A 25,812-nucleotide genomic window follows, 5' to 3' on the forward strand; every position below is an offset into this window, starting at 1 on the left:
AGTTTTAAAATGAGTAAGCGAACAACATATTGTGGATTAGTTACAGAGAACTTATTAAACGAAAAAGTAACTTTAAAGGGATGGGTTCATAACAGACGTGACTTAGGTGGATTGATTTTTATTGATTTAAGAGATAGAGAAGGTATAGTACAAATTGTGTTTAATCCAGACTTTTCTCAAGAAGCATTAAATATTGCAGAAACTGTTAGATCAGAATATATCGTAGAAGTACAAGGTGTAGTTACTAAACGTGATGCTGAAACAGTAAACCCTAAAATAAAAACAGGTCAAGTGGAAGTGCAGGTTGAAAATATTGAAATTATCAATAAATCTGAAACACCACCATTTTCAATTAATGAAGAAAATACAAATGTAGATGAAAATATAAGATTAAAATATAGATATTTAGATTTACGTCGACAAGAACTAGCACAAACTTTTAAAATGAGACATCAAACAACACGTTCAATTCGTCAATACCTAGATGAAAGTGGATTCTATGATATTGAAACACCAGTTTTAACAAAATCAACGCCAGAAGGTGCAAGAGACTATTTAGTACCTTCTCGTGTACATGATGGTGAATTTTATGCATTACCACAATCACCACAGCTATTTAAACAATTATTAATGATTAGTGGTTTTGACAAATATTATCAAATCGTAAAATGTTTCCGTGATGAAGATTTACGTGCTGACCGTCAACCTGAGTTCACTCAAGTCGATATAGAAATGAGTTTTGTTGATCAAGAAGATGTTATGGCTATGGGTGAAGAAATGTTACGTAAAGTCGTAAAAGATGTTAAAGGTATTGATGTTGAAGGCCCATTCCCACGCATGACTTATGAAGAAGCGATGAATCGTTATGGATCAGATAAACCTGATACACGTTTTGATATGGAATTAATTAATGTTTCACAATTAGGTCATGAAATGGACTTTAAAGTATTTAAAGATACAGTTGAAAACAATGGAGAAATAAAATCTATTGTAGCTAAAGGTGCTGCAGAACAATATACTCGTAAAGATATGGATGCATTAACAGAGTTTGTTAACATATACGGTGCTAAAGGATTAGCTTGGGTTAAAGTAACGGAAGAAGGTTTAACAGGACCTATTGCACGTTTCTTTGAAGACAAAGATGCTGAATTATTAAAATCACTTACTGATGCAGAAGCTGGAGACCTAGTTATGTTTGTAGCTGACAAACCTGAAGTGGTAGCTCAAAGTTTAGGTGCATTACGTATTAAACTTGCAAAAGAATTAGGCTTGATTGATGAAACGAAATTAAACTTCTTATGGGTAACTGATTGGCCATTATTAGAATATGATGATGAAAGCAAACGTTATGTAGCAGCGCATCATCCATTCACATCACCTAAGAAAGAAGATATTGATAAATTAGATTCTGAACCTGAAAATGCCCAAGCTAATGCATATGATATTGTATTAAATGGATATGAATTAGGCGGAGGTTCTATTAGAATTCACAACGGTGAATTACAAGAAAAAATGTTTGAAGTATTAGGATTTACCAAAGAACAAGCGCAAGAACAATTTGGTTTCTTACTTGATGCATTCAAATATGGTGCACCACCACATGGCGGTATTGCGTTAGGTTTAGATAGATTAGTTATGCTATTAACTAATAGAACTAATCTTAGAGATACAATTGCTTTCCCTAAAACAGCGTCAGCTACTTGTTTATTAACAGATGCTCCGGGAGAAGTGTCAGATAAACAATTAGAAGAATTATCACTACGTATTAGACATTAATTGATAAACTATTAAGATTTATCATTTATCGTTTATGTCTAATTATTGACTTAACAAAAATGATTAAAAAAATACGAAGTTGATTAATTCCTTTATCATGAGATTTGTGGTAATATAATGACATAAGATAGTCATCTGTGATGTTCGTAAGTTTGCTTTTTATTTGGGCCTAACACTCTTTGATCAGGGAGCCCAATAGGTTTTCATGCAGCGCACACGCCTCATTTGGAGGACTTGCAAAACATGAAACAGGGCACCCACCTGTATAAAACAGGCCGAATGATCAAGCTATTTATAACTACGGCATCTACGGACTCTATCGGTACGCAAGACTTAGGTCTTGCGTATTTTTATTTTTAAATTAAAATAATATATACATAACATAAAAGTAGATTGTTTAGTTAAAGGAGATTAAAATGAAACATCAATTTTCTAGAAATGAATTAGCTGTAGGACAAGAAGGACTTGAATTATTAAAAAGTAAAACAGTAGCCGTATTAGGCGTTGGTGGAGTAGGGTCTTTCGCTGCTGAAGCATTAGCCAGAACAAATATTGGTCATATCATTTTAATTGATAAAGATGATGTTGATATTACAAATGTCAATCGTCAAATTCATGCACTTACATCTACAATTGGACAAAGTAAAGTAACACTTATGGAAGAACGAATTAAGCAAATTAATCCAGACTGTAAGGTAACTTCACTACATATGTTCTACACTGAAGAAACTTATGAAGAGATTTTTAATAATTATGATATAGATTACTTTATTGATGCCAGTGATACAATTATTTATAAAGTACATTTAATGAAAGAGTGCCTTGAAAGAGGTATCGACATGATTTCCAGCATGGGTGCGGCTAATAAAATTGATCCAACTCGTTTCCAAATAGCAGATATTTCTAAGACACATACTGATCCAATGGCAAAGGTAATTAGAAATAGATTAAAACGACTTGGGATTCGTAGTGGAATTAAAGTCGTCTTTTCAGATGAAAGTCCGATAGTTATACGTGAAGATGTAAAAGAAACAGTTGGCGATAAAAATGCAATTAATAGAAAAGGGCAAATGCCACCATCATCAAATGCATATGTACCTAGTGTAGTTGGGTTAATATGTTCAAGCTACGTTATTAACAATATTTTAAAAGATATTCCATTGAGACGTATTAAAGATAAAGGACAATACTAATAATCGTATTAGGTATAAAATAAAAAGATAGCTCATTCATACGTAATTAATACGTTGAAGAAGAGCTATCTTTTTTGTTTATTTTGACTGATTCAATAAATTTTCATAAATGGCTTTAAATTGTTGTTCGCTTTTAGAGGTAGTTTTAGGTTCATAATAAATTCGATTTTTAAGTATATCAGGTAAATACTGTTGTACAACATGACCGTTTTCATAATTGTGCGGATATTTGTATCCAGTTGCACGTCCTAATTCTTTTGCACCAGCATAATGACCATCTTTTAAGTAATCGGGGATTTGACCTACTTTACCTTGTCTAATATCACTTAATGCTTTATCAATTGCAGATATACCTGAGTTAGATTTAGGTGATAAACATAATTCAATCACAGCTTGGCTTAATGGTATTCTTGCTTCAGGAAAACCTAAACGTTCAGCTGATTGAATTGCAGCTAATGTTCGGTGACCCGCATTAGGTGAAGCAAGTCCTACATCTTCATAACTTATAACTAAAAGTCGTCTTACAATTGTTGGTAAATCACCAGCTTCAATAAGACGTGCTAGATAATGTAATGCCGCATTGACATCACTACCCCGAATAGATTTTTGAAATGCACTCATAACATCATAGTGCATATCGCCATCTTTATCACTTACAAATGCACCTTTTTGTAAACAATCTTTAGCATCTTGCAAAGTTATATGACGTGATCCGTCTTTTTCAGAAGCACTTAAAACCGCTAATTCTAATGCATTTAATGCACTTCTAACATCGCCTTGACTCTGAGTTGAAAAGTATGTCATTGCATCCTCATCTACAATAGGAGAATAAGACTTAAGGCCTCTCTCTTTATCTTCTAACGCTCTATTCAAAGCGATATGAACATCATCATCGTTCAATGGATAAAGTTCAAAAATTTGAGCTCTAGAACGTATTGCTGGATTGATGGCATGATATGGATTTGAAGTTGTAGCACCAATCAAGACAATTTTCCCATTTTCTAAATGAGGTAATAGAAAATCTTGTTTTGCTTTATCTAAACGATGGATTTCATCTAATAACAAAATCACTTGTCCAGACATTTTTGCTTCATCAACAACCATTTGCATATCTTTTTTAGTGTTTGTTACAGCATTTAATTGTCTAAATTTATATTGAGTACTACCGGCAATAGCTTTAGCAATACTTGTTTTTCCTATTCCAGGAGGACCATAAAAAATCATTGAAGAAAGTCGTTTAGTATCAACCATCCTTCTTATGATACCTGTTGGTCCAACTAAATGTTGTTGTGATATAATTTCATCTATATTAGTAGGTCTCATCCTAGACGCTAAAGGTTCAGTATTCACATTTGTCACACCTTTCTATTATAATCTTAACGTAAAAAATGGTAAAATGGGAATAAATAATTCGAATTAAGTGAGGTTATACAATGAAAATATCAACAAAAGGGAGATATGGTTTAACTTTAATGATTTCTCTTGCTAAAAGAGAAGGACAAGGGTGTGTATCATTAAAAACCATTGCGGAAGAAAATAATTTAAGTGATTTATATTTAGAACAACTTGTGGGACCCTTAAGAAATGCTGGATTAATTCGAAGCGTTCGTGGTGCTAAAGGTGGTTATCAATTAAGACTACCATCAGAAGAAATTACAGCTGGTGATATAATCAGATTGCTAGAAGGGCCTATTACTTTTGTGGAAAGTATTGAATCAGAACCACCAGCACAAAAACAATTATGGATCAGAATGAGAGATGCAGTTCGTGACGTATTAGATAATACAACACTTCAATACCTAGCGGAATACAAAGAAACCGACCAAAACCTCGACGGTTATATGTTTTATATATAGGGACCCAGCAGAGAGAAACTGACGTGTCAGTTTCAACAAGCAAAGCCAGCTGGGCAAGGGACCCTTCACAAAGAAATTGGTAAAACCAATTTCAACGAGCAAAGCAAGAAGGGCAAGGGACCCACCAAAGAATTTTTCAAAAACATACATGAAACAGTGATTACCTATACTCTATAATCCGAATGTTACTTATAAGAAACAAAATGTATAATCTGAGTTTCTTATATAATAAGTCTTATCTTTCGAACCAAAATCTAAAAAAATATAAATTTTTTGGTTTTATATGTTTAGTTCTATAAACAAGTGGTATTTATGGAATATACATCACATAAGTTGTTGAATTAATTAAATTAACAACATATAAGATGTATTTAAGTTAAAATTAAACTTTTAACAAAATACAAATTTGTTCAAAATCGAAAGGAGCTTTTATTTATGGGATTCATGGATAAAGCAAAAGACGCAGCAGAAAAATTCAAAAACAGTGATAATGAGCAAGTAAACAAAGCGAAAGACACTATTAACGAGTATACTGATACTGGTAAAGGTGACAAAGATAAAAAAGAAGACAAAGACGATAAATAATCGTTTAAAATATTTTTTAGAGATAGCATTCAATGCTATCTCTTTTTTTATAGAAAAAAGGAGTAAGGCAAATCTAAAATGCCTTACTCCTTATGAATTTATATTACATTGCATCAATAATATGTTTGAATTTTTGATATGAATAATATTGTTTTTGTTGATCGTAAATATAACTTACACCCATAATTTCATCAATATCTCCATAGTAATCAATGAAATCTTTAAGTTTTTGTTTAACTGTGCTTTCAGACCCAATTAAAGAGGATTTAATTCTTTGTTTGGCCATTTCTAATTCTCTTGGTGTTAAAATTTGATCTAATTCATTTGTTGGTGGTTGAACAGGTTGCATTTTACCTCTCGTAATACTAACCATAACCTGAGCCATTGAAGTAGCTAGATACTCAGCTTCTTCATCAGTATCACCTATAATTACGTTTAATCCTATAATGACATAAGGTTCACTTAATACATCAGATGGTTCAAACAATTCTTTATAAATTTCAATAGCTTCTTTCATCTGTTGTGGTGCAAAATGACCTGCAAATACATAAGGTAATCCTCTTCTAGCTGCAACATGTGCAGAATCAGTAGATGATCCAAGTATATAAAGAGGGACATTTTTATTAACTGCTGGATAAGCACGTACATATGCTTGTTGATTTGCTGGACCAAAATATGTTTGTAATTGATCTACTTCTTCTGGAAATTGATATACGCCATTATGATGGTCTCGACGTAGCGCGCTTGCTGTCATCATATCAGTACCCGGCGCTCTACCTAAACCTAAATCAACTCGATTTGGAAATAAAGTAGCCATCGTACCAAATTGTTCTGCGACTATGAGTGGTGCATGGTTAGGTAACATAATGCCACCAGAACCAACTTTTATAGATTGAGTATGCTCTAAAGTATGTTGGATTAATAATGCTGTGGCAGAACTTACTAAATTTGGTGCGTTATGATGTTCTGCTATCCAATAGCGTTCATAACCAAAATCTTCCAATTGTTGTGCCAATGAAATCATATCATTTAAAGCTTCTCTATCTTCTTGTCCTTCTCTGATAGGGACAAGGTTTAATGCGGAAACCTTTAAGTTATTCAAATTGATCATGCCTCCATAGTAAAAATAGTATATGAAGTATAACAATGTTTATTTGATTAAAATAATAAACTGCTCATATGTATTTTAGTCTCTTGATTTTGATTGAAAAATAGAATATTAATGATTCATAAATATCATGGGTAGTATACGTAATAATAATTTCAACTAATTATGGATAATGTTAAAATTAAAGTAACTATTAATCAAACAGATAGGTAGAAAAATAGTTTTCTAGGTGCTATTATAGGAACATTGATAATTTTGTGAGGAGTGTCAAAACATGGAAGTATATGCAGATTATGCTGCAACAACCCCAGTTAAACCTGAAGTAGTAGATTCTATGATGAACATATATCAAACTCATTATGGGAATCCATCTTCTATTCATTCAATTGGTAGAGATGCCCGTAAATATTTAGATGAGTCTCGCCGAACAGTAGCACAATGTTTAGGTGCAAAAGCTAACGAAGTGATTTTTACTAGTGGTGCAACGGAATCTAATAATACTGCAATAAAAGGGCTAGTAAAAGCTAATGAGCACATTGGTAATCATTTAATTACAACAAAAATTGAGCATCACTCCGTACTAAATGTATTTGAACAATTAGAACGAGAAGGATATGACGTAACATATTTAGACGTTGATGATACTGGTGCAATAGATTTAGATCAATTAGAAGAAGTGATTACAGATAAGACAATTCTAGTGTCTATCATGTTTGTTAACAACGAAGTAGGTACTGTTCAACAAATGTATGTTATAGAAGATATTGTTACAGCTACAAATGCATTATTCCATGTAGATGCAGTTCAAGCAATCGGTCATTTAGATATTAATTTTGACGATTTTAAATTTGATACAATGAGTGTCACTGGTCATAAATTTGGTGGACCTAAAGGTGTTGGTGCGCTATTAGTTAGAGAGAATACTCCGATACAGTATAGTCAACTTGGAGGAGAACAAGAAACTAAACGTCGTGCTGGTACAGAAAACTTAGCGCAAATTGTCGGCTTTGCAAAAGCAATTGAACTTGCTGAACAACATAGAGATGAAAATAATATTCATTTAATGAATTTAAAAGAATTATTTTTAGTTAGCTTACAAGAACGTGCTATTCCATTTGAACTTAATGGTTCAATGGTAGATACAACGGGTCATATTATAAATTTATATTTTCCATTTATTGATGTTGAAACAATGTTAACTTTATTAGACTTAAGTCAGATTTATGTATCATCTGGCTCAGCTTGTACAGCAGGTTCAACTACTCCGTCACATGTATTAGCTGCAATGTACGAAGATGAAGAACGTGCTAAACATTCTGTAAGATTTAGCTTTAACGAAATGACTACCGAACAAGAAGTCAAATATATAGTTGCAGAAATTCATAAAATATACCATAAATTTAAGGAGGAATAGTAGTGACAAATAAAGATACTCGCGTAGTCGTTGGTATGTCTGGTGGCGTAGATAGTTCAGTAACAGCATATCTGTTAAAAGAACAAGGCTATGATGTTATAGGTATTTTCATGAAAAATTGGGACGATACCGATGAAAATGGTGTATGTACTGCAACAGAAGATTATAATGATGTCATTGAAGTTTGTAATCAAATTGGCATTCCATATTATGCAGTTAACTTTGAACAAGAGTATTGGGATAAAGTGTTCACCTACTTTTTAGATGAATATAAAAAAGGGCGTACACCAAATCCTGACGTTATGTGTAATAAAGAAATTAAATTCAAAGCCTTTCTAGAACATGCACTGAAATTAGGTGCAGATTATGTAGCAACAGGTCATTATGCAAGAATAAGAAGACATGACGATGGACATGTTGAAATGTTAAGAGGCGTTGATAATAATAAAGATCAAACTTATTTCTTAAATCAACTTTCACAACAACAGCTTTCAAAAGTGATGTTCCCAATAGGTGTTATTGAAAAAAAACGCGTGCGTGAAATTGCTGAAGAACAAAACTTAGCTACAGCTAAAAAGAAAGATTCTACAGGAATTTGTTTTATAGGTGAAAGAAACTTCAAAACATTCTTATCACAATATTTACCAGCTCAATCAGGTGATATGGTGACATTAGATGGTAAAAAAATGGGTACGCATAGTGGATTAATGTACTACACTATCGGTCAACGACATGGTTTAGGTATCGGTGGAGACGGTGATCCATGGTTTGTAGTAGGTAAAAATTTAGAAAATAATGTCCTTTATGTAGAACAAGGATTCCATCATGAGGCATTATACAGTGACTATTTAATTGCTTCAGATGTTTCATTTGTTAATGAAAATGAAATTGATTTAGAACAAGGATTTTACTGTACTGCTAAATTTAGATACCGTCAAAAAGATACAAAAGTATTTGTACAACGTGAAAATGACGAAGCCATTAGAGTAACTTTCAATGAACCAGTTAGAGCTATCACACCTGGTCAAGCAGTTGTATTTTATAAAGAAGAAGTTTGTCTTGGTGGTGCAACAATTGATGATGTATATAAAACATCAGGTCAATTAAGTTATGTTGTGTAAAAATCAGCCATTAATTCATAGAAATGTTTCTTTGAATTAGTGGCTTTTTAATATGAATGATTATGGTAGTGTTCGACCATTTGAGAACATGACTATTCATTTATATAAAAATACATAAAGTGGTAAAATATGATTAAAATAAAAGTTTGAACTTGAAATGAAATCTTATAATACCTATATCATTATTTAAGAATTAAGGAGATGTAATTTTAAATATGATAGATCAAAAAACGATATATCAATTTATCAAAGAAGGCCAATTAGAAGAAGCATTAAAAGCTTTGTTTGATAATATAGAAGAAGATCCATCAATTACTGAAAATTATATTAATGCTGGTATTGTATTGGCAGATGTTGGTGAAATTGAGAAATCTGAGCGATTTTTTCAAAAAGCAATAACGATTGATTCAGAAAATGGAGCAATATATTATAATTTAGGTAACGTATATTACAATCAAGGTAGATATAATGAAGCGATTAAGTTATACCAACAAGCTATGAAATATGATGTGGAACCTGTAGATTGTAACTATATGATTGGAATGGCTTTTAATCAATTAAATGCTCATAAAGAGGCACTACCATTTTTAATGACAGCAGCCGAAAAAGATCAACAACACGATACAGAAGTACAGTTTCAGTATGGATTAGTATTGTGTCAGCTAGAAATGTTTGATGCTGCAATAACACAATTAAACTATGTGTTGTCATTGGATTCATCACATGTAGATGCGATTTACAATCTAGGACTGGCTACTTACATGAAGAATGAAGATATAAATGAAGCGATAGCATATTTTAAGCAAGCAGTTGAGATTGATCCAGAACATTTACTAAGTCAACATGCTTTAAAAACATTTTCAACTATGCAAGAAGAGGAGGAGTAATATGACTGACCCTACACTATTTGATTATTCAATGATAAAAGGCACTGTAGAAGCGATTTTGTTTCAAAATAGTGATAATTACTATACAGTTTTGAAGGTGGATACCATTGAGACAAACGAATCATTTGATACAATGCCAACAGTGGTAGGGTTTCTTCCTAATGTTGTTGAAGGTGATGTATATACATTTAAAGGACAAACGGTTGAGCATCCAAGATATGGTAAACAATTAAAAGCCGAAACATTCGAAAAAGAATTACCACAAACTAAAGATGCAATCATCAGTTACTTATCAAGTGATTTATTTAAAGGAATAGGTAAAAAAACAGCACAAAACATCGTAAATACTTTAGGTGAAAATGCGATTAATGACATTTTAAACGACGCTAGTGTTCTTGAAAAAGTACCTAGCTTGCCTAAGAAAAAGCAAAAGCAAATTGCTGAACAAATTGCTTCTAATCAAGAATCTGAAAAAGTCATGATTAGATTACATGATTTAGGTTTTGGTCCAAAATTAGCTAGTTCTATTTATCAATATTACGGTGCAGAAACGTTAAGTGTATTAGACAAAAATCCATATCAACTTGTCTATGATATTAAAGGCATTGGTTTTAGTAAAGCTGATCAATTAGCACAAAAAATAGGAATTAAATTTGATGACCCTGAACGTTTAAAAGCAGGTTTATTATTTACGTTAGAGGAAGAATGTATTAAACAAGGACATACTTATATACCTAATGATCAAATTATTGCAGCAACTTTTAATGTTTTAACACAAAATAATAATAATGATGATAACCAATTTAATCATGAGCATTTACAAACAATGTTATTACAACTGAATGAAGAAAAAAGATTAATTGTAGATAAAGAAAAAATATCGATTCCAAGTCTTTACTATTCAGAATTAAAAAGTGTTCAAAACTTATATAGAATTAAAACTCATACTACAAAATTAAAAGAAATTGAACAATCAGATTTACAATTACATATAGGTGATATCGAAACAAATAATGAAGTGAGCTATGCTGCTTCACAAAAAGATGCATTACAAACGGCTATAAATTCTAAAATTATGTTACTAACTGGTGGACCGGGAACAGGGAAGACAACAGTTATAAAAGGAATAGTGGAATTATATGCAGAGGTGCACGGAATATCTTTAGACTATGATGACTACCAAGAAGATGATTATCCAGTAGTACTAGCAGCACCAACAGGTAGAGCTTCAAAAAGACTACAAGAATCTACTGGATTAGAAGCCATGACGATTCATAGATTGATTGGATGGAATCAAGATACCCAACCTGAAGATATTTTGGATAATGAAATTAATGCGCGTTTGATTATAATTGATGAAATGTCAATGGTTGATACTTGGCTATTCCATCAATTCTTAAGTGCAGTGCCATTAGATGCTCAAATTATTCTTGTAGGAGATGAAGACCAACTTCCTTCTGTTGGACCTGGACAAGTCTTTAAAGATTTAATAGACTCAAATACGATTCCAAGGGTTAATTTAACTGAGGTATATAGACAACAAGATGGATCTAGTATTATAGAATTGGCACATCGCATGAAGTTAGGACAACCAATTGATATTACACAACGATTCCATGACAGAAGTTTTATTAATTGTGGTACAGAACAAATACCTAATGTAGTTGAGAAAGTCGTAAACAGTGCGGTAAATAAAGGATATGACATGAGTGATATTCAAGTACTAGCACCAATGTATAAAGGTAATGCAGGTATTAAAAGGTTAAATCAAATATTACAATCTATTCTAAATCCAAAAGAAAAAGATACTAGAGAAATCGAATTTGGCGATGTTGTCTTTAGAAAAGGAGATAAAGTTCTACAATTAGTTAATCGTCCTAATGATAATATCTTTAACGGGGACATTGGCGTAATTGTTGGTATTTTCTGGGCAAAAGAAAATGCTTTAAACAAGGATGTACTAGTCGTAGACTTTGAAGGAAATGAAATTACTTTTACAAGACAGGATATGCTCGAATTAACCCATGCATACTGTACATCTATCCATAAATCTCAAGGTTCAGAATTTCCAATCGTGATTATGCCTATAGTTAAACAATATTTTAGAATGCTACAAAGACCTATTTTATATACTGGTTTAACAAGAGCGAAACAATCATTAGTATTACTAGGGGATCCCCAAGCATTTGATATCGGTCTTAACACAAACGGTCAGAAAAGATTAACGCAATTATTTACTTTATTAAAACAATACTTTACTGAAGAAAAATCCTATGATTTATCTTTAACTGAAGAGAATAATGAGTCAAATGATTCACAAGGTATACATTATGAAGATGATGTTTCAGATGAAAATGATGAAAATGATTCAGACAAGGCTATGACTATAGAATTAACTGAAGAAACAATATATCAAATTGATCCTATGATTAATATGGGAGAAACTTCACCGTATGATTTCGCTAATCGTTGACATTTGAAAACAATAAAATTAAAATAAACTTAAGTTCGCATAAAGACGAGTAAACAATTTTGAATTTTAAGAGATGTGCTGGTTGGTGGAAAGCACAATTAAAATTGTTGAACGCTACTTTGTGTCAATTTAAATATGTGACTAAAGTGATAAGTAAAGGTTAGCATGGAATAATTGATTAAAATTCATATTCTAATAAATGCAGTATTAATCCTAACCGTAATAACTTATAACTAGGGTGGTACCGCGACAACGTTCGTCCCTTTTGTGGATGAACGTTTTTTGTTTACCTTATAACACTAGTGTCCAATATAAACTTAATAAAAATGTGTATGAACTAAATATAGGGAGTGTACGTGGATGAAAAATTTAAAAGCAAGCGAAATTAGACAAAAATATTTAGACTTCTTTGTTGAAAAAGGTCATATGGTTGAACCATCTGCACCATTAGTACCTATCGATGATGATAGTTTACTTTGGATTAACTCTGGAGTTGCAACTTTAAAAAAATATTTCGATGGTCGAGAAACACCTAAGAAACCAAGAATTGTTAACTCACAAAAGGCTATTCGTACGAATGATATTGAAAATGTAGGTTTCACAGCAAGACACCATACTTTCTTTGAAATGCTAGGTAATTTCTCAATTGGTGACTATTTTAAGAAAGAAGCTATAGAATTTGCATGGGAATTTTTAACAAGCGATAAATGGATGGGTATGGAGCCAGAAAAATTATACGTCACAATACATCCAGAAGATACAGAAGCTTATAAAATTTGGAACGAACAAATTGGCTTAGAAGAAAGTCGAATTATTCGTATAGAAGGTAACTTTTGGGATATTGGTGAAGGACCTTCTGGACCTAATACTGAAATTTTCTATGATCGCGGTAATGATTTTGGCCAAGATGATCCAGAAGAGGAAATGTATCCAGGTGGAGAAAACGAACGCTATTTAGAAGTGTGGAATTTAGTGTTTAGTGAATTTAATCATAATAAAGATCATACTTATACACCACTTCCAAATAAAAATATTGATACCGGCATGGGATTAGAACGTATGACTTCTATCTCACAAAATGTACGTACAAATTATGAAACAGATTTATTTATGCCAATAATTAATGAAGTCGAAGAAGTGTCAGGTAAAAAATACCTTCAAAAAGATGAGCAAGATGTAGCGTTTAAAGTTATAGCTGACCATATTAGAACTATTTCATTTGCAATTGCTGATGGTGCTTTACCAGCAAATGAAGGACGTGGCTATGTATTACGTAGATTATTGCGTAGAGCAGTAAGATTTAGCCAAACATTAGATATCAATGAGCCATTTATGTATAAATTAGTTGATATTGTTGCGGATATCATGGAACCTTATTATCCAAATGTCAAAGATAAAAGTGATTTTATTAAACGCGTTATCAAATCAGAAGAAGAAAGATTCCATGAAACACTTGAAGAAGGTCTTTCAATTTTAAATGGATTTATTAGTAAAGCCAAAGAAACTAATAATGAAATTAATGGTAAAGATGCTTTTAAATTATATGATACGTATGGCTTCCCAATTGAACTTACTGAAGAGTTAGCAATTCAAGAAGGTTTAACTGTTGATATGGCTACATTTGAAGCAGAAATGCAACAACAACGTGATAGAGCACGTCAAGCTCGCCAAAATTCACAATCTATGCAAGTTCAAAGTGAAGTATTAAAAAATATTACTACTGAAAGTCACTTTGTTGGTTATGATACTACAGATTATCAAACAGAATTGATTCAACTTATTGAAAATGGAGAAGAAGTTGAAAAAGCAGATGCTGGTGAAACAATTTACTTCATGTTAAAAGACACACCATTTTATGCAGTGAGTGGTGGACAAGTAGCTGATAATGGTACTGTTAGTAATGAGCATTTTGAAATTTTAGTGACTGAAGTTACTAAGGCACCTAATGGTCAAAATTTACACAAAGGTGAAATTCAATTTGGTCAAGTAACAAAAGGTGCACAAGTTGATGCTAGTGTGAACAAAGATGAACGTCGTTCTATCCAAAAAAACCATAGTGCCACACACTTATTGCACGCTGCTTTAAAAGAAGTTTTAGGTGACCATGTTAACCAAGCAGGTTCATTAGTAGCACCAGACCGTTTAAGATTCGACTTCTCTCATTTTGGACAAATGACTCAAGATGAAATTGATCAGGTTGAAAGACGTGTCAATGAAGAAATCTGGAGAGGTATTTCTGTTCATATTCAAGAAATGGGAATTAATGAAGCTAAAGAAATGGGTGCAATGGCACTGTTTGGTGAAAAATATGGTGATATTGTAAGAGTCGTTAATATGGCACCATTTTCAATAGAATTATGTGGTGGTATTCACGTAGACAATACTGCTGAAATTGGTTTATTCAAAATTGTTAGTGAATCTGGTACTGGTGCAGGTGTTAGACGTATCGAAGCATTAACAGGAAAATCAGCGTTCTTATATTTAGAACATATCCAAACTCAATTCAATATTATTAAAGATCAAGTTAAAGTGAAAACAGATGATCAAGTTGTAGACAAAATTACTCAATTACAAGAAGAAGAAAAGAACTTATTAAAACGTTTAGAACAACGTGATAAAGAAATTACAAATCTTAAAATGGGTAATATCGAAGATCACGTAGAAACAATAAATGGTTTTAAAGTATTGGCAACAGAAGTTGAAGTACCTAATGCTAAAGCAATTCGCTCAACTATGGACGACTTTAAATCAAAATTACAAGACACTATTATCGTCTTAGCAAGTAATGTAGATGGTAAAGTTTCTATTATAGCTACAGTTCCTAAAACTCATACAGATCAAATTAAAGCAGGTGACATCATTAAAAATATGGCACCAATCGTTGGTGGTAAAGGTGGTGGCCGTCCAGATATGGCTCAAGGTGGCGGTACTCAACCTGAAAATATCACAGAATCATTACGCTTTATTAAAGATTACATTAAAAATATGTAATTTTAGTTACAGTTCGTGTAGAATAAAATGGAATCAATTTATGAATTGAAGGAGTGACGAAATGGAAAACTTTGATAAAACAATGAAATTTAAATATGAAGATATTCCAGAAGAAGATGTCAAATCAGTATTAGAGAATGTCCACCGAACACTAGAAGAACGCGGATACAATGCAGTAAATCAAATCGTAGGATATTTATTATCAGGTGATCCTGCTTACATTCCACGTCAAAATGAAGCTAGAAATCAAATTCGTCACATTGATAGAGATGTGATTATGGAAGAACTCGTATCTAATTATTTAGCTGAGTCTAAAGAATAGTATCAATGTTAAAGCATAAAATACTTGGTTTAGACGTAGGTAGTAAAACAGTAGGAATAGCGATTAGTGATTTAATGGGTTGGACTGCTCAAGGTTTAGACACACTCCATATCGATGAACAAAATAATGAATTAGGCATCGAACAATTAGTTGAAATCATCAAGAAAAATGATGTCGGTACAGTTGTAATCGGTTTGCCCAAAAACATGAACAATTCTATTGGATTTCGTGGAGAGGCTTCGTTACAATACAAAGAGAAACTTCAAGAAGCATTACCATCTATTGAGATTGTCATGTGGGATGAAAGACTTAGCACGATGGCAGCTGAAAAGTCATTACTAGAAGCAGATGTTTCAAGACAAAAAAGAAAAAAAGTAATAGATAAAATGGCAGCCGTATTTATATTACAAGGCTACCTAGACTCTATTTAATAAAAGGAGAAATAAAATGACTGAACATAATCACGATGCAGAATTAAAAATTAACAATGAAGAAGAATTATTGACATTATATGATGAAGATGGAAATGAAGTTCTTTATCGTAAAATGCTTGAATTCTATCATCCTGAATTCAAAAAAGAATATGTAGTACTTGCTGAAGAAGGCGCACAATCTGATGAAGACGACATGATTGAATTAGTACCAATGATAAATGAACCTGATGAATCAGGTGACGGTGGTAAATTAGTCCCAATCGAAACAGATGAAGAATGGGATATGATTGAAGAAGTAGTTAATACTGAAATTGATGAATAATCTTAGAATAAATATTTAAATTTTACTCCTTATGTAACGATATCTATTGAATATCTGACATAAGGAGTTTTTCTATATATGATTTGTTCAAAGTTTGTTTACATACATGCTTATCATTTAGATTTATACTTATATTCACAAAGAATTTATGGTAAAATATTTGGAGTTAAATATTTTATATATCGTTATGTAACATAACGTTTAAAATACTTGTACGTAGTTACAATCAGTCAAAGCCATTGGTTACTTTACTAATCAATATTGTGACTGATTTATTTTATTGCCTTTTTAAATTGTAGTTATTTTACACAAAGGAAGTCGTTGTATAATGGATAATAATGAAAGTTATATTCTCAATTTACATAAAACTAATGATAATGACATTGAACTTTTAAGAGAATATGCAAATACAAATCAAGTGCCGATCGTGGATCGTAATACACTAGAAATAATCAAACAAATTATACGTATTCATCAAACTAAACGGATTATAGAAATTGGTACGGCTATAGGATACAGTTCAATGCAATTTGCTTCAGTGTCTAAAGATATACATGTAACTACAATAGAAAGAGACCCAGAAATGATAGACCAAGCGAAACATAATATCACTTCTAATCAATTTACTAATCAAATTGAGTTAATTGAAGGTGATGCATTAGAACAATTTGATAAAGTTAAATCTCAAACGTTTGACATGTTATTTATTGATGCTGCGAAAGCACAATCGAAGAAATTTTTTGAACTATATACGCCTTTACTTAAAAAGGGTGGCATTGTTGTGACAGATAACGTTTTATATCATGGTTTTGTCTCAAATATCGATATAGTTCGTTCACGTAACGTACGTCAAATGGTTAAAAAAGTACAACAATTTAATGAATGGTTAATGCAAAATGAACAATATACAACTAACTTTTTAAATATGGACGATGGTTTAGCAATATCTATTAAAGGAGAATGACTATGACAGAATTACTAGTTACTCCTAAGTCAATAACACATATGGAAACACTAATAGAAATAGGTGCAGATGCATTTGTTATTGGTGAGCAAAAATTTGGTTTACGACTTCCAGGAGAATTTAATCGAGAAGACATGGAAAAAGCAGTAACATTAGCCCATGAGAATGATAAGAAAGTGTATGCTGCAGTTAATGGTTTGTTTCATAATTATCATTTAGCAGCAGTAGAAGATTATATTCAATTTTTACATCAAATTGGTGTGGATAGAATTATTTTTGGTGACCCAGCTGTTGTGATGTATGTTAAACAACAAAATAATCCTATTCCATTACATTGGGATGCAGAAACACTTGTTACTAACTATTTTCAGTGTAACTATTGGGGACAAAAAGGTGCTACAAGAGCAGTATTAGCGAGAGAATTAAGTCTGGAAGAAATTATAAATATAAAAGAATATGCTGACGTGGAAATAGAAGTTCAAGTTCATGGCATGACATGTATGTTTCAATCTAAAAGAATGTTATTAGGCAACTATTATACATTCCAAGATAGACAAATGAAAATTCAACGTAATGAAAATCAAAATGATTTATTATTATATGATGAAGAACGCGAAAATAAATATCCTGTTTTTGAAGATTATAATGGTACACATATTATGTCACCAAATGATATGTGCCTTATAGAAGAATTAGAACCGTTTTTTGAAGCAGGTATTGATTCATTTAAAATTGACGGCATATTACAGACAGAAGAATATATTAATGTTGTTACACAACAATACAGAGAAGCAATAGATTTATATAATGAAGATCCTGAAACTTATGAAGATGAAAAATTTATGCTTGTAGATCCTATCGAAGACATTCAACCAGAACATCGACCATTTGATGAAGGTTTCTTATTTAAGCATACGGTATATTAGGAGGCTGAATCATGAAGACATTAGAAGAAGTTAAACAAACTTCAAATACTAAAATGAAGAAGCCAGAATTACTTGCTCCAGCTGGTAACTTAGAAAAGTTAAAAATTGCTGTACATTATGGCGCAGATGCAGTTTTTTTAGGCGGACAAGAATATGGTTTAAGATCAAATGCTGATAACTTCACAATGGAAGAAATTGCTGAAGGTGTTGAGTTTGCAAACCGTTATGGTGCAAAAATTTATGTTACGACTAATATTATTGCGCATGACGATAATATGGAAGGGTTAGACGATTATCTTATTAATCTTGAAGCGACAGGTGCAACAGGTATTATTGTTGCTGACCCCCTTATTATTGAAACTTGCAAAAAGGTAGCACCAAAATTAGAAATTCATTTATCCACACAACAATCTTTATCTAATTATAAAGCAGTTGAATTTTGGAAAGAAGAAGGATTAGATCGTGTAGTTCTAGCTCGAGAAACAGGAGCTATGGAAATGAAAGAAATGAAAGAAAAAGTTGATATTGAAATAGAAGCCTTCATTCATGGTGCTATGTGTATTGCTTACTCTGGTAGATGTACATTAAGTAACCACATGACAGCACGTGATTCCAATAGAGGTGGCTGTTGTCAAAGTTGTCGTTGGGATTATGATTTACTACAAGTAGATGAAGATGGTGAACTTGATTTATTTTATGAAGATGGACAAATCGTCCCATTTGCAATGAGTCCGAAAGACTTAAAATTAATCGAATCAATCCCACAAATGATGGATTTAGGTATTGATTCGTTAAAAATAGAAGGCAGAATGAAATCAATTCATTATATAGCTACTGTGGTGTCAGTATATCGTAAAGTAATTGATGCATATACTGAAGACCCAGACAATTTTAAAATTCAACCTGAATGGTTAATGGAATTAGATAAATGTGCTAATAGAGATACAGCACCAGCATTCTTTGAAGGTACTCCAGGATATGAGGAACAAATGTTTGGAGAACAACAATCGAAAAAGTCTCCTTATGATTTCTGTGGCTTAGTTTTAGATTATGATCAGGATACAAAAATTGCTACAATTCAACAAAGAAATCACTTTAAACCTGGACAAGAAATTGAATTTTTTGGTCCGGAAATTGAAAGTTTTAAACAAGTTGTTGATACCATTTATGATGAAGAAGGTAATGAGCTTGATGCTGCGCGCCATCCATTACAAATTGTACAAATTAAAGTTGATCGTCCAATCTATGCAAACAACTTGATGAGAAAGGAAATCGGTTAATGACACAAACGACGATTATAGGAATTGCTGGAGGCTCTGGCTCTGGTAAAACGACAGTCACAAATGAAATTATGAAAAATCTTGAAGGTCATAGTATTGCATTATTAGCGCAAGACTATTATTATAAAGACCAATCACATTTAACTTTTGAAGAACGTTTGGAGACAAACTATGATCATCCATTTGCATTTGATAACGATTTGTTAATTCAAAATCTAAGAGATTTACGAAATGGCAAAGCAGTTAAAGTACCAACATACGATTATGCTAATCATACAAGAAGCGATCAAACGATTGCATTTGAACCGAAAGATGTTATCATCGTAGAAGGTATCTTCGCTTTAGAGAATAAAACGTTACGTGATATGATGGATGTTAAAATATATGTCGACACTGATGCAGACTTAAGAATTTTACGTCGTCTTAAAAGAGACACTCATGAGCGAGGACGTTCTATGGATTCGGTTATCAATCAATACTTAAATGTGGTGCGACCTATGCACGTGCAATTTATTGAACCAACTAAGAAACATGCTGACATCATCATCCCAGAAGGTGGTAGTAACAAAGTAGCCATAGATATTATGACTACTAAGATTCAATCTTTAGTTAGTAAACAATAGTATTTAAAAGTAAAGGAAGATGACATAATGGAAAATCAAAAACAATATCCAATGACTCAAGAAGGGTACGAAAAATTAGAGCAAGAATTAGAAGAATTAAAAACAGTTAAAAGACCTGAAGTAGTTGAAAAAATTAAAGTTGCACGTTCTTTCGGCGATTTATCTGAGAACTCAGAGTATGATGCAGCTAAAGATGAACAAGGTTTTATTGAACAAGATATCCAACGTATTGAACATATGATTAGAAACGCTTTAATCATTGAAGATACAGGCGATAATAATACAGTACAAATTGGTAAAACTGTTACGTTTATCGAACTACCAGGAGACGAAGAAGAAAGTTACCAAATCGTAGGTTCAGCTGAAGCGGATGCATTTAAAGGTAAAATCTCAAACGAATCACCAATGGCGTCAGCATTAATTGGTAAAGAATTAGACGATGAAGTTCGTGTACCACTACCAAACGGTGGAGAAATCAACGTTAAAATTGTAGATATAAAATAATTAACTATTCTAAAAATAGTCGCAACAGCCTGGGACAAAAATCAGTGTCTCAGGCTACAATTATATATAGGCAGTAGTTGACTGATAAAGTAATTCTTTTTTCTTTAGAAATTAGAATTACTTATGCATGAGTGTTAACTCATGTAATCCTTAGTGGAACACATTAGCTAAAGCTAATGTGTAAGTATCACTAAACTATTAAAATAGTAGTGACACTTTATTTTTCAAATCTAGTCAACCTTGCCGGGGTGGGACAACGATAAAGAAATACTTTTTCTTTAGAAATTAGTATTTCTTACGCATGAGTTCAACTCATGTGTTCCATTAATGTACACCTTAGCTAAAGCTAATGTGTAAGTACTACTAACCTAATAAAATTAGGAGTAGTGCTTTATATTTCTGTCCCACTCCCTTGCGATTTTTTGGAATGTTTAATATTTAAGTGAGACATTTGAAAAATCTTTTAATTTAATGCAATCATTTTAATAAGGAAAACTTATTTGGTGATAACGATTACAGTGACAAATTAAAATTATTATGATTAAATATAATAAAGAATTTTTTGAATAGTTAGTAATTATTATTAGTAAATGTAAATCTTAGAATGAATTGAGAAATTGGTTATTACTAATAATTAGAATAATTTATTAAACAATCACGCAAATAAAATGATACAATAATATAGCACAACAAACTAGTCCTATAAAAGGGGAGGAATTGGTAAGTTGGAAACTAGATTGATAAATGAACAATCTTTAATGATTTATTTTGATAATGAAATTACTAAAGATACATATAATAAAGTAAATAAATTAGTTCAATATATTAAGGAACAAAATCATAAAGAAATCATAGATATAGTACCTTCATATAGAGCTATTTTGATTTCGTTTGATAACACAAGTATTGATGGCACTAAATTAATTGAAAATTTAGAACTTAATCAATTTAATGACTCAGAATCAAATCAATTACAACAACGAAAAGTAGTAACAATACCCGTAGTTTATGGTGAAGAATTTGGACCTGATTTGGAAGAAGTTGCCTCTAGTAATCAATTAACAACTGAGGAAGTAATCCAGATACATACACAACAACCCTACTTAATATATATGTTAGGTTTTATGCCAGGATTTCCATACTTAGGTGGTCTAGACGAACGTATACATACACCTCGTCGTTCAGAGCCAAGAGTAAAAATTGAAGCAGGATCAGTTGGTATTGCAAATAACCAAACTGGTTTATATCCTTTAGATTCACCAGGTGGTTGGCAAATTATTGGACGTACGCCGCTAAAAGTATTTGATTTAGATAGAGAGCCAATGACAATCTATGAAGCTGGTGACTATATTCAATTTAAAGCGATTACACAAGATGAATTTGAACAAATTCAAGCAGATATTAATGCTGGAAATTTTGAATTAGATAAGTGGGTGACTTACGACAATGAGTATTAAAATTATAAAGCCAGGCTTGTTCACAACCGTTCAAGATGAAGGAAGAAAAGGTTATATGAATTTAGGTTTTTCGGAAGCTGGCGCACTTGATAAATTTAGCTATTTGATTGCTAAGCATCTAATCGGTAATGAAGGCCCTTCACTTGAATATACAATTGTAGGCCCATCTATACAATTTTTAAGTGATAATTCATTTACCATTACTGGTGGACAGTTTAATGCAAAATTAAACGGGAACCCTATACAGACACAAGTCATCTATGAAGTTCATCAAGGTGATATTTTGGAAATCGGTAATGCTATTAAAGGCGCTCGAGGTTACATTACATTTGGTCAACCATTGGATATACTAAAAGTTGCAAATAGTTATGCAACGCATACTAGAAGTAAAATGGGTGGCTTTAAAGGTCGTGCATTAAAGAAAGATGATGTTATAGATACAGTATCATTACCTAAATATAAGAAATATGTAGGTCAAGCTGCAGAAATAAATTTAAACTATGAAGACAATGTGATTCATATTGTCGAAGGGCCACAAATTGAAGCTTTTTCAGAAGAGGCTAAAGCAAAATTAGTTGAAAATGAATTTATTATCTCAGATATGTCAGATAGAATGGGATTTCGCTTAAAAGGTGAAAGTATCCCACCCGAAGAATCTGCAGATATTATTTCTGAACCAGTAGCCTTAGGCAGTATCCAAGTTCCAAATGATGGAAACCCTATTGTATTATTAAATGATAAACAAACTGTTGGGGGCTATACAAAAATTGCAACAGTAACACAACTAGGATTAAATAAATTAGTTCAATTACAACCAGGAGAAGCTGTGCAATTTAAATGGATATCAATTGAAGATGCTATAAATGAATCTGCAACATTTAACGAGCAATTTGAAGACGAATTATCAAATATACAAAAACAACCGCTATACGAACTATCTATGTTAAGACAAACATCAAAAAAATTAGCGAATCTACTTAAAGGAGATATTTAATCAATGAATACTAAAAAAATAGAAGAAATCATTAAACTAGTCAAAGCTAATGATGTGAAAAAATTTAAATATAAAGATTTTGAAAGTGAAATTGAATTAGATTTTACAGAAGGACAAGTATTAGCACAGCCTACCAATGTACCTCAAGCTCAAAATGGTGCGACATCAAATGGTGTAAATCAACAAGATTCTCAAAAAACTGATGTTCAATCTGAAGAAAATGCGATCAAATCACCAATGGTCGGAACATTCTTTTTACAAGATAGTAAAGAATTAACAGAACCTCAAATTAAAGTCGGCGATAAAGTAGAAAAAGGCGATGTTATTGGTTACATTGAAGCTATGAAAGTAATGAATGAAGTTACTAGTGATATTGCTGGTGAAGTAGCTGAAATTGTTGTCGATCATGGAACTAATGTTGAATATGACCAAGTTTTAGTAACGTTGAAGTAAGGGGGTACAAGTAAATGTATCGATGTTTAATTGCAAACAGAGGGGAAATTGCTGTTAGAATTATTCGTGCCTGTAGAGAGATGGGCATTGAAACTGTAGCAGTATATGCTAAAGGAGATGAAGATAGCTTACATGTAGGATTAGCTGATCAAGCAGTTTGTATTGGTGAAGCAAATCCACTAGATAGTTATTTAAATATTCTTAGAATCATAGGTGCTGCAGAGGTAACTGGTGCGAATGCTATTCATCCGGGATATGGATTTTTATCTGAGTCAACAACATTCGCTAAAGCTGTAGAAGATAATAATATCAATTTTATCGGACCTAATAAAACAACTATGGAAATGATGGGAGATAAAATTACAGCTAGACAAACTGTTGATGGTGCTGGAGTTCCTGTTATACCTGGTTCAACAGATGAAGTTAAAACTGTAGAAGAAATAAAAACACTGGCAGAAGACATTGGTTATCCTGTTGTTTTAAAAGCTGCAAGTGGTGGCGGTGGTAAAGGAATACGTATTGTTAAAGAACCTGACCATCTTGAAAAAGCGTTAAAAGAAGCTAAAAGTGAAGGACAAAAATACTTTAATGATGACCGAGTATATGTAGAAGCCTTTATTCCTGTTGCTAAACATGTTGAGGTTCAAATTATTGGAGATGGAAAAGATAATTTTGTTCATTTAGGAGAACGTGATTGTTCAGTACAAAGAAAAAATCAAAAATTAATTGAAGAATCTCCATGTGCTGCACTAACTGAGGAAAGACGCCAACGTATTTGTGATGATGCAGTTAAAGTTGCTCAAGCTTCAAATTACAGAAGTGCAGGTACGATTGAGTTTTTAGTTACTGAAGATGCACATTATTTCATTGAAATGAATGCAAGAATTCAAGTAGAACATACTGTTACAGAAATGCGTGCTGACAGAGATTTATTACTTGCACAACTTTATCTACTACAACATGATGAGCTTCCTTTTAAACAAGAAGACATTAAGTTTAATGGTCATGTAATTGAGGCAAGAATCAATGCTGAAAATCCTGAAAAGCATTTCCAACCAACACCAGGTAAAGTAAATGCATTACACTTACCACAAGGTTTTAACGTTAGAGTAGATTCACTTCTATATCCAGGATATAAAGTATCTCCTTATTATGATTCTTTAGTAGCAAAAGTAATTGTAAAAGGTGCAGATAGAGCTAGCGCAATTCAAAAGTTAAAAGTAACTTTAGATGAAATGGTTATCGATGGTTTTACAACAACAGCAGATTTCCTTTATGCAGTATTAAACTATCCTGCATATTCAGATGGAGACGCAAAAGATGTTGATATTAAATTCCTTGAAAAACATCAAATAAGTAAAGGAGTGGAATTATAATGCAAATTGATTTAAATTGCGATTTAGGCGAAGCATTTGGTAATTATTCTTTTGGTGGAGATAAAGATATTCTTCCTCTAATTACATCAGCAAACATTGCTTGTGGTTTTCATGCTGGTGATGCGAATGTAATGAATGAAACAATTCAATTAGCTAAAAAAAATAACATTGGTATAGGTGCACATCCTGGTTTACCTGATTTACAAGGTTTTGGTAGACGTAAATTAGATATGACACCTGATGAAATATATAACATTGTAGTATACCAATTAGGCGCATTAAATGGCTTTTGTCAAATACACGACGTTAAAATGAATCATGTTAAGCCTCATGGAGCATTGTACCAAATGGGTGCTAAAGATGAAGCTATAGCAAATGCTATTGCTAAAGCAGTTTATGATTTTGACTCAAGTCTTGTATTTGTTGGTTTAGCTAATACATTACTTATTTCAGAAGCAGAAAAAGTTGGATTAAAGACAGCTTCAGAAGTATTTGCTGATCGTCGATACGAAGATGATGGTCAACTTGTAAGTCGTAAAGAAGCGGATGCAGTGATTACTGATTCTGAAGAAGCATTGGAACAAGTTGTAAAAATGGTAACTGAGAATAAAGTCATTTCAAAAAATAATAAGGAAATCACTCTTCAAGCAGACACAATATGTGTTCATGGAGATGGCGCACATGCGCTTGAATTCGTAACAAAAATAAGAGAAAAATTAACGAAAGAAGGCATTGATATCCAAACTTTATAGG

At 32.2% G+C, this 25,812-nt stretch carries 24 protein-coding genes and 1 other RNA gene; 23 read left to right on the top strand and 2 right to left on the bottom strand.

Features of this window, described 5'->3' with window-relative positions:
• Positions 1 to 9: 9 nt before the first annotated feature.
• From aspS to NSQ15_RS05705, 3 genes are all read left to right on the top strand, one after another.
• The gene (aspS, locus tag NSQ15_RS05695) at positions 10 to 1,776 is read left to right on the top strand and encodes an aspartate--tRNA ligase (RefSeq protein ID WP_017637070.1); all 1,767 of its coding nucleotides are present in this window, start codon (positions 10 to 12) and stop codon (positions 1,774 to 1,776) included.
• Between the two features lie 129 nt (positions 1,777 to 1,905).
• A non-coding RNA gene (gene ssrS / locus NSQ15_RS05700) (6S RNA) lies at positions 1,906 to 2,096 on the top strand.
• A 96-nt stretch (positions 2,097 to 2,192) separates the two neighbouring features.
• On the top strand, positions 2,193 to 2,969 hold the full coding sequence (locus NSQ15_RS05705; protein WP_340747005.1) for a tRNA threonylcarbamoyladenosine dehydratase: 777 nt from the start codon (positions 2,193 to 2,195) through the stop codon (positions 2,967 to 2,969).
• 78 nt (positions 2,970 to 3,047) lie between these two features.
• On the opposite strand, the gene NSQ15_RS05710 is transcribed toward NSQ15_RS05705, so the two are convergent.
• Positions 3,048 to 4,319, bottom strand: coding sequence for a replication-associated recombination protein A (locus tag NSQ15_RS05710; RefSeq protein WP_017637072.1), 1,272 nt, complete (start codon positions 4,317 to 4,319; stop codon positions 3,048 to 3,050).
• 83 nt (positions 4,320 to 4,402) lie between these two features.
• On the opposite strand from NSQ15_RS05710, the gene cymR reads away from it, so the two are divergent.
• Positions 4,403 to 4,825: a cysteine metabolism transcriptional regulator CymR gene (gene cymR / locus NSQ15_RS05715; RefSeq protein WP_017637073.1), complete on the top strand. Its 423-nt coding sequence runs from the start codon at positions 4,403 to 4,405 to the stop codon at positions 4,823 to 4,825.
• 435 nt (positions 4,826 to 5,260) lie between these two features.
• A complete protein-coding gene (locus NSQ15_RS05720; RefSeq protein WP_002451815.1) occupies positions 5,261 to 5,410 on the top strand; it encodes an SAS049 family protein in 150 nt (49 codons plus the stop codon).
• Between the two features lie 103 nt (positions 5,411 to 5,513).
• Here the strand turns inward: NSQ15_RS05720 and NSQ15_RS05725 are convergent, their stop codons facing one another.
• Positions 5,514 to 6,521, bottom strand: coding sequence for an LLM class flavin-dependent oxidoreductase (locus NSQ15_RS05725; RefSeq protein WP_340747006.1), 1,008 nt, complete (start codon positions 6,519 to 6,521; stop codon positions 5,514 to 5,516).
• A 271-nt stretch (positions 6,522 to 6,792) separates the two neighbouring features.
• Between NSQ15_RS05725 and NSQ15_RS05730 the strand changes: the two genes are divergently transcribed.
• The 18 genes from NSQ15_RS05730 (at position 6,793) to pxpA (ending at position 25,811) form a co-directional block, all read left to right on the top strand.
• Complete coding sequence (locus NSQ15_RS05730) at positions 6,793 to 7,932, top strand: cysteine desulfurase family protein (protein WP_217193937.1); 1,140 nt, start codon at positions 6,793 to 6,795, stop codon at positions 7,930 to 7,932.
• Between the two features lie 2 nt (positions 7,933 to 7,934).
• Positions 7,935 to 9,053, top strand: coding sequence for a tRNA 2-thiouridine(34) synthase MnmA (gene mnmA, locus NSQ15_RS05735; RefSeq protein WP_340747007.1), 1,119 nt, complete (start codon positions 7,935 to 7,937; stop codon positions 9,051 to 9,053).
• A gap of 215 nt (positions 9,054 to 9,268) precedes the next feature.
• Positions 9,269 to 9,940: a tetratricopeptide repeat protein gene (locus tag NSQ15_RS05740; RefSeq protein WP_070453907.1), complete on the top strand. Its 672-nt coding sequence runs from the start codon at positions 9,269 to 9,271 to the stop codon at positions 9,938 to 9,940.
• A 1-nt stretch (position 9,941) separates the two neighbouring features.
• Positions 9,942 to 12,413, top strand: a complete 2,472-nt coding sequence (gene recD2 / locus NSQ15_RS05745) for an SF1B family DNA helicase RecD2 (protein ID WP_124760106.1) — start codon at positions 9,942 to 9,944, stop codon at positions 12,411 to 12,413.
• A 360-nt stretch (positions 12,414 to 12,773) separates the two neighbouring features.
• Positions 12,774 to 15,404, top strand: coding sequence for an alanine--tRNA ligase (alaS, locus tag NSQ15_RS05750; protein ID WP_340747008.1), 2,631 nt, complete (start codon positions 12,774 to 12,776; stop codon positions 15,402 to 15,404).
• 61 nt (positions 15,405 to 15,465) lie between these two features.
• Complete coding sequence (locus NSQ15_RS05755) at positions 15,466 to 15,726, top strand: IreB family regulatory phosphoprotein (RefSeq protein WP_017637080.1); 261 nt, start codon at positions 15,466 to 15,468, stop codon at positions 15,724 to 15,726.
• Positions 15,727 to 15,731: 5 nt separating this feature from the next.
• Positions 15,732 to 16,157, top strand: coding sequence for a Holliday junction resolvase RuvX (gene ruvX, locus NSQ15_RS05760; protein WP_046466759.1), 426 nt, complete (start codon positions 15,732 to 15,734; stop codon positions 16,155 to 16,157).
• 16 nt (positions 16,158 to 16,173) lie between these two features.
• Positions 16,174 to 16,482, top strand: a complete 309-nt coding sequence (locus NSQ15_RS05765; RefSeq protein WP_017637082.1) for a DUF1292 domain-containing protein — start codon at positions 16,174 to 16,176, stop codon at positions 16,480 to 16,482.
• Between the two features lie 328 nt (positions 16,483 to 16,810).
• Positions 16,811 to 17,446 (top strand): O-methyltransferase, encoded by a 636-nt coding sequence (locus NSQ15_RS05770; protein ID WP_017637083.1) that lies wholly within the window; start codon positions 16,811 to 16,813, stop codon positions 17,444 to 17,446.
• Between the two features lie 2 nt (positions 17,447 to 17,448).
• Positions 17,449 to 18,372, top strand: coding sequence for a peptidase U32 family protein (locus NSQ15_RS05775; RefSeq protein WP_017637084.1), 924 nt, complete (start codon positions 17,449 to 17,451; stop codon positions 18,370 to 18,372).
• Positions 18,373 to 18,383: 11 nt separating this feature from the next.
• On the top strand, positions 18,384 to 19,652 hold the full coding sequence (locus NSQ15_RS05780) for a peptidase U32 family protein (protein ID WP_340747009.1): 1,269 nt from the start codon (positions 18,384 to 18,386) through the stop codon (positions 19,650 to 19,652).
• Positions 19,652 to 20,275: a uridine kinase gene (gene udk / locus NSQ15_RS05785; protein WP_017637086.1), complete on the top strand. Its 624-nt coding sequence runs from the start codon at positions 19,652 to 19,654 to the stop codon at positions 20,273 to 20,275. The genes NSQ15_RS05780 and udk overlap by 1 nt, the downstream gene beginning before the upstream one ends.
• A 27-nt stretch (positions 20,276 to 20,302) precedes the next feature.
• Positions 20,303 to 20,779, top strand: a complete 477-nt coding sequence (gene greA / locus NSQ15_RS05790) for a transcription elongation factor GreA (RefSeq protein WP_017637087.1) — start codon at positions 20,303 to 20,305, stop codon at positions 20,777 to 20,779.
• 725 nt (positions 20,780 to 21,504) lie between these two features.
• Complete coding sequence (pxpB, locus tag NSQ15_RS05795; RefSeq protein ID WP_029055714.1) at positions 21,505 to 22,236, top strand: 5-oxoprolinase subunit PxpB; 732 nt, start codon at positions 21,505 to 21,507, stop codon at positions 22,234 to 22,236.
• The gene (locus tag NSQ15_RS05800; protein WP_029055715.1) at positions 22,226 to 23,230 is read left to right on the top strand and encodes a 5-oxoprolinase subunit C family protein; all 1,005 of its coding nucleotides are present in this window, start codon (positions 22,226 to 22,228) and stop codon (positions 23,228 to 23,230) included. The genes pxpB and NSQ15_RS05800 overlap by 11 nt, the downstream gene beginning before the upstream one ends.
• A 3-nt stretch (positions 23,231 to 23,233) precedes the next feature.
• Positions 23,234 to 23,683 carry an acetyl-CoA carboxylase biotin carboxyl carrier protein gene (locus tag NSQ15_RS05805; protein ID WP_029055716.1) on the top strand — a complete coding sequence of 150 codons (450 nt, stop codon included), beginning with the start codon at positions 23,234 to 23,236 and terminating at the stop codon, positions 23,681 to 23,683.
• 14 nt (positions 23,684 to 23,697) lie between these two features.
• Positions 23,698 to 25,059, top strand: a complete 1,362-nt coding sequence (locus tag NSQ15_RS05810) for an acetyl-CoA carboxylase biotin carboxylase subunit (RefSeq protein ID WP_340747010.1) — start codon at positions 23,698 to 23,700, stop codon at positions 25,057 to 25,059.
• Positions 25,059 to 25,811 (top strand): 5-oxoprolinase subunit PxpA, encoded by a 753-nt coding sequence (pxpA, locus tag NSQ15_RS05815; protein ID WP_017637092.1) that lies wholly within the window; start codon positions 25,059 to 25,061, stop codon positions 25,809 to 25,811. The genes NSQ15_RS05810 and pxpA overlap by 1 nt, the downstream gene beginning before the upstream one ends.
• Position 25,812: the final 1 nt, after the last annotated feature.

Origin of the sequence: Staphylococcus sp. FSL W8-0774 (assembly GCF_038006785.1) — a bacterium.
Taxonomy (GTDB): Bacteria; Bacillota; Bacilli; order Staphylococcales; family Staphylococcaceae; genus Staphylococcus; species Staphylococcus pasteuri.